We start from the raw sequence: 737 nt of genomic DNA on the forward strand, positions 1-737 counted from the left end.
ACGTACACACTGATAGTTCCCTAAAGCAAACCATGAAAAAGAAGCGAAATTTATCAGAGCAGAATCGTTGGTAAAACTTGGTCGCCCTGATGAGGCCATTCCTGATTATGAGTTCATCTTAAATGACTGGACCAGCGATTACACGGAACGTTCATTGGTGAGTATATCACAATTATTCCTGAATCAGAAAAAATATAACGAGGCAATTGTTTATTTGAAACGATTGGAGACTACTACCGATTATAAATCACATTATAGTTTTGCCATCAATAATTTATTAAAGGCTTATACGGCGCTTAACATGCCTGACGACATGTTGAAATATGCGCAGTTAACCAAAGAATCAGAAAAAGCATCTGAAGAAGAAAAAAATAGTTCAGGTTTATTTGCGGGTAAAGCTTATTTGTTAAAAGGCGATACCACAACAGCGGTTAAAGAATTTAAAAATGTTGTTGCTAAAACCAAAACTGCGGCTGCAGCAGAGGCTAAATACAATCTGGCTTTAGTTGAGTATAACAAGGGTGATTTCAAAACATCAACCAAAACATGCTTTGATATTGTAAATAATATGGCTTCTCATGATTATTGGGTTGCGAAAGCATTTATTCTCTTATCTGACAACTATGTTGCTTTGAAAGATAATTTACAAGCAAAAAGTACACTTCTAAGCATCATTGATAATTATGAAGGCAAGGATGATATCATCCCGACAGCCAAAGAAAAACTAGAAAAACTAA

General features: G+C 35.1%; 1 protein-coding gene. It reads left to right on the top strand.

Going from position 1 to position 737, the window contains the following annotated elements; genetic code table 11:
- Positions 1-67: 67 nt before the first annotated feature.
- Positions 68-737: tetratricopeptide repeat protein (locus ON09_RS23825; protein WP_010603580.1), on the top strand; the 670-nt coding region annotated here is incomplete at its 3' end.

The sequence above is a fragment of the Pedobacter agri PB92 genome (genome assembly GCF_000258495.1).
Lineage (GTDB): Bacteria > Bacteroidota > Bacteroidia > Sphingobacteriales > Sphingobacteriaceae > Pedobacter > Pedobacter agri.